Annotated in this window: 3 protein-coding genes and 1 pseudogene; 1 reads left to right on the forward strand and 3 read right to left on the reverse strand. The window is 67.3% G+C overall.

Annotated features, from left to right (window positions below):
- From HUK84_RS09990 to acnA, 3 genes are all read right to left on the reverse strand, one after another.
- A partial coding sequence (locus HUK84_RS09990) for an ABC transporter substrate-binding protein (protein WP_374729310.1) occupies nucleotides 1–988 on the reverse strand: 988 nt, incomplete at its 3' end.
- Nucleotides 985–1,734 carry an amino acid ABC transporter ATP-binding protein gene (locus tag HUK84_RS09995; RefSeq protein WP_176640159.1) on the reverse strand — a complete coding sequence of 250 codons (750 nt, stop codon included), beginning with the start codon at nucleotides 1,732–1,734 and terminating at the stop codon, nucleotides 985–987. The genes HUK84_RS09990 and HUK84_RS09995, both read right to left, overlap by 4 nt.
- Nucleotides 1,735–1,804: 70 nt before the next feature.
- Nucleotides 1,805–4,498, reverse strand: coding sequence for an aconitate hydratase AcnA (gene acnA / locus HUK84_RS10000; RefSeq protein WP_176640160.1), 2,694 nt, complete (start codon nucleotides 4,496–4,498; stop codon nucleotides 1,805–1,807).
- A gap of 293 nt (nucleotides 4,499–4,791) precedes the next feature.
- On the opposite strand from acnA, the pseudogene HUK84_RS10005 reads away from it, so the two are divergent.
- Nucleotides 4,792–5,081, forward strand: a pseudogene (locus HUK84_RS10005) (ABC transporter ATP-binding protein); the annotation flags it as partial.

Raw genomic sequence — 5,081 nt, forward strand, 5'->3', positions numbered from 1 at the left:
CCAGCCCCACCGCCACCACCATCGCGCAGGCCGAGACCGCCAATGTCAGCACCGCGCCGTGCAGCAGCAGCGGCAGGAAGCCGACATAGCGGTCGAGCCGGGCCCGCCAGCCGGGGATGGGCGCGGTGGCGGCCATGTAATGCCGCCACGAATCCGGCGCGATGTCCGGCGTACCTTGATCGCCGGTCAGCGCCGCCATCGCCGGCGTCCATAATTTCCAGCGCGCCAGGATATGGTGCAGCTCGCCGTCGCGCATCATGCCGTCCAGCGCCGCGTTCACCTGCGCCAGCAGCGCGGCATTGTCCTTGGCGACGGCGACGCCATAGGCGACCTGGCCGATCGGCGCGCCCACCAGTTTCAGCGCCGGATTGGGGGCGCCGTAATAGAGCGCGATCGTGCTGTCCAGCAGCACGGCATCCAGCCGCCCGTTTGTCAGGTCGGTATAGGCGTTGGTCTCTTCCTCGTACGAACGGATTTGGATCGACGGGTCGGCCTGCAGCATGCGCTCGGCCGACGTGTCCTTCAGCGTGCCGACGACATGGCCGTGCAGCGCGGCCAGCGTGTCCAGCCCCTGCTGGCCGCGCCGCACCGTGATGCGTTCCGACGTCATGTAATAGGGACGGCTGAACAGCACGCCCTGCCGATGCTCGGGCGTGATCTCGATGCCGTCGATCACCATGTCGTACAGGCCGCGCTGCAGGCCGGGGATCAGCCCGTCCCAATCATTCTGCACGAATTGCGCCGGCCGCCCCAGCCGGCGGGCGATGGCCTGGGCGATGTCGTATTCGTACCCGGTCAGCCGGGACTGGTCGGCCGGATCGTGGAAGACGAACGGCACGTTCGCCTCGGCATCCGATGCCCAGCGCAGCGGAGCCGCGCCCGCGCGCCCCGCCATGGCGGCCGGGATCAGAACCAGAATCAGGACCGAAAGCAGGACCGCCAGCCCCGGAAACCGGGCCGGGCCGGCCGTCCCGCGCAGGCGCCTCACAGCACGGACCGCAGGAAGCGGCGCGTGCGCATGTCCTGCGGCGCGACGAAGAGCGTATCGGGATCGTCCATCTCGACGATCTCGCCGCCTTCCATGAACACCACGCGGTCCGACGCCGCGCGGGCGAAGCGCATGTCGTGCGTCACCACGATCTGGGTCATGCCTTCCGCATCCAGGGTGCGCATGACCGACAGCACTTCCTCGGCCAGTTCGGGGTCCAGCGCCGAGGTCGGTTCGTCATACAGCATCACGTCGGGCCGCATCGCCAGCGCGCGGGCGATGGCGGCACGCTGCTGCTGCCCGCCGGACAACGTATCGGGATAGCGCGCGGCGATGGCCGACAGGCCCACCTTTTCCAGCAGCGCCAGGGCGTCCTGCCGCGCCTCGGCCACGCCGAGGCGCTTTACCCGGATCGGCGCCATCATGACATTGTCCAGGACGGTGCGATGGGGAAACAAATTGAAGGACTGGAACACCATGCCGACATGCGCGCGCAGCCGGTGGGCCGATTCCTCGTCGGCGCGGCTCCAGCGCCCGCCGGCGCGGGCGATGGTCACGCCGGCCATGCTGACCGTGCCGGAATCGGGCACTTCGAGGAAATTCAGGCAGCGCAGGAAGGTCGATTTGCCGCACCCGGACGGCCCGATGATCGACACCAGCTCGCCGCGCGCGACGGTCAGCGAAATGCCGCGCAGGATCGGATGTCCGTCGAAAATCTTCCGGACCTGGTCGGCTTGCACGACCATATCGGCAAAAAACGCCGGCCCGGGGTCTTCCGGGCCGGCGCCGTTCTGTCCGGAAACAGAAGAAAGCGGTTCAGGCAGCTTTGGTCATCCCGCGCAAGACATACTGCAGGATGCCACCATGCCGGTAATATTCGACCTCGTCCAGCGTATCGACGCGGCAGAGCAGCGGCACTGCCTGCGTCGTGCCGTCGGCGCGGGTGATGGTCATCGTCAGGGTCATGCGCGGGGTGATCGCGTCCAGCCCCTTGATGTCGATGATCTCGTCGCCCTTCAGGTTCAGCGTCTTGCGCGACATGCCGTCCTTGAACAGCAGCGGCAGCACGCCCATGCCGACCAGGTTGGAACGATGGATGCGCTCGAAGCTTTCGGCCACCACCGCGCGGACGCCCAGCAGCAGCGTGCCCTTCGCCGCCCAGTCGCGCGACGAGCCCATGCCGTATTCCTTGCCGCCGAAGACGACCAGGGGCACGCCCTCGTGCCGGTACTGCATCGCGACATCGTAGATCGAGCCGTCCTTCCCGTCAGGGAAGTGCCTGGACAGGCCGCCTTCGGTGCCCGGCAGCATCTCGTTCCTGATGCGGATATTGGCGAAGGTGCCGCGCACCATCACCCGGTCATTGCCGCGGCGCGAGCCATAGGAGTTGAAATCGGCCTTGGCGACCTGGTGTTCCTTCAGATACAGGCCCGCCGGCGCGCTCTCCTTGATCGCCCCGGCCGGCGAGATATGGTCGGTGGTGATGTTGTCGCCCAGCAGCGCCAGGATGCGCGCGCCGACGATGTCGCCCTTGGACACCGGTTCGGGCGTGATGTCCTGGAAATAGGGCGGATCCTGCACATAGGTCGAAGCCGGATCCCATTTATAGGTCTCGGACCCGGTGGCGACCTTCAGGGCCTGCCATTCCTTGGTGCCCTTGGCGATCTCGCTGTAGCGCTTGATGAATTCCTCACGCGTGATCGACGAGCCGATCAGCTCGGCGATTTCCTTGTTGGTCGGCCAGATATCCTTCAGATAGACCGGCTTGCCGTCCGTGGAGGTGCCCAGCGGCGCGGTGGTGATGTCCGCGCGCATCGTGCCCAGCAGCGCATAGGCCACCACCAGCGGCGGGCTGGCCAGATAGTTCGCGCGCACGTGGGGCGAGATGCGGCCCTCGAAATTACGGTTGCCCGACAGGACCGACACCGCCACCAGCCTGTCGCCCTCGATCGCATCGACGATATTGTCTTCCAGCGGGCCGGAATTGCCGATGCAGGTCGTGCAGCCATAGCCGACGGTGTTGAAGCCCATCGCGTCCAGCTCGGCCGTCAGCCCGGCGCGGTCCAGGTAGTCGGTGACGACCTGCGACCCCGGGGCCAGGGACGTCTTCACCCAGGGCTTGGGCTTCAGCCCCAGCGCCCGCGCCTTCCTGGCCACCAGGCCCGCCGCGATCAGCACCGCCGGGTTCGAGGTGTTGGTGCAGGAGGTGATCGCCGCGATCACCACGTCGCCATGGCCGATCTCGTAATTCGTGCCGGCCACCGTGACCTTCTTGTGCGCGTCGGCGGCGGGCACGCCCAGCGATCCGGTCAGCTCGCTTTCGAACGCGCGGGTCGCGTCGCCCAGCGCCACACGGTCCTGCGGCCGCTTCGGGCCGGCCAGCGAGGGCACGACGCCGGCCAGGTCCAGTTCCAGCGTGTCGGTAAAGACCGGGTCGGCCGACTGGGCGGTGCGGAACATGCCCTGGGCCTTGAGATACGCTTCGGTCAGCCTGATGCGATGCTCATCACGGCCGGTCTGGCGCAGATAGTCCAGCGTCAGGTCGTCGACCGGGAAGAAGCCGCAGGTGGCGCCGTATTCCGGGGCCATGTTGGCGATCGTCGCGCGGTCGGCCACCGGCAGATGGTCCAGCGCCGGGCCGAAGAATTCGACGAACTTGCCGACCACGCCCTTCTTGCGCAGCATCTGGGTGACGGTCAGCACCAGGTCGGTCGCGGTCGCGCCCTCGGGCAGCCGGCCGGTCAGCTTGAAGCCGATCACGTCGGGGATCAGCATCGCGATCGGCTGGCCCAGCATCGCCGCCTCGGCCTCGATCCCGCCGACGCCCCAGCCCAGCACGCCCATGCCGTTGACCATGGTGGTATGGCTGTCGGTGCCGTACAGCGTGTCGGGATAGGCATAGTCCTTGCCGTCGACCTGCGCCGTCCAGACGGCCTGGGCGATATATTCCAGGTTCACCTGGTGGCAGATGCCGGTGCCCGGCGGCACGACCGAGAAATTCTCGAACGCTTCCTGGCCCCAGCGCAGGAACGCATAGCGCTCGCCGTTGCGCTGGAATTCGATCGTCACGTTCTTCTGCAGCGCGTCGGGCGTGCCGGCCACGTCCACCATCACCGAATGGTCGATGACCAGGTTGACCGGCACCAGCGGATTCACCTTCTGCGGATCGCCCTTCAGCTTCAGGATTCCGTCGCGCATCGCGGCCAGGTCCACCACGGCCGGAACGCCGGTGAAATCCTGCATCAGGATCCGCGCGGGCTTGAAGGGCACTTCCTGCGTGCTGCCGCCCTCGGGCAGCCAGGCCGCGATCGCGCGTGCGTCGTCGACGCTGTAGGACCGTCCGTCCTCGAAACGCAGGACGTTCTCCAGCAGGACCTTCAGGCTGACCGGCAGGCGGCCGACGTCGCCGATCGTCTTCTCCGCTTCGGGAATCGAGAAATAATGATAGGTCCTGCCGTCGACATCCAGCGTGCTGGCCGTTTTCAGCGTATCGTGCCCAACCGACTTCATTGGCTTTTCCCTCCGAGGCGTCCGCGGCGGATCATCCAACAGAAGCACGCAGTCCCGCCGGCAGGCGGCGTGATCCCTCTGGACAACCGGCTTGATCTCTTAACGGTCGTAGAACATACCCGGACATGGTGGTGACACAAGCTGGCCCCGGTAACAAGAACGCGGGAAATTTCCCGCCATATCGCCGGTCCGCGCGTGCGCCCCACCTTGCGAGGAGCCCCGTCATCGCTGCCTATGCCGCCCTGTCCCGCCCGCTGCTGGACGTCGAAAATATCTCGGTCTTCCGCGGGGAGAGGCTGGTCCTGGACGGGGTCGAGCTGCGCCTGCGGGCCGGTGAGGCCCTGCTGCTGACCGGTCCGAACGGCGCTGGAAAATCGACCCTGCTGCGCGTCCTGGCAGGGCTGCGCAAACCGGAAGGCGGCCATGTCCTGTGGGCGGGGATCGATGCGCTGGCCGATCGAACCGCCCATGCCGCCCGCGTCGCCTATCTGGGCCATCAGGACGCGCTGAAGCCGGGGCTGACCCTGCGCGAGAACCTGGCGCTGGCGGCCCGCGCCGGCGGGACGGACCCCGGCCGCGCCAT

Origin of the sequence: Nguyenibacter vanlangensis (genome assembly GCF_013376155.1) — a bacterium.
Lineage (GTDB): Bacteria > Pseudomonadota > Alphaproteobacteria > Acetobacterales > Acetobacteraceae > Gluconacetobacter > Gluconacetobacter vanlangensis.

What these genes read in the sequence shown, in the direction of transcription:
- HUK84_RS09995 (WP_176640159.1), bottom strand. Translation starts at nt 1,734, where the DNA reads ATGGTCGTGCAAGCCGACCAGGTCCGGAAGATTTTCGACGGACATCCG.
- acnA (WP_176640160.1), bottom strand. Translation starts at nt 4,498, where the DNA reads ATGAAGTCGGTTGGGCACGATACGCTGAAAACGGCCAGCACGCTGGAT.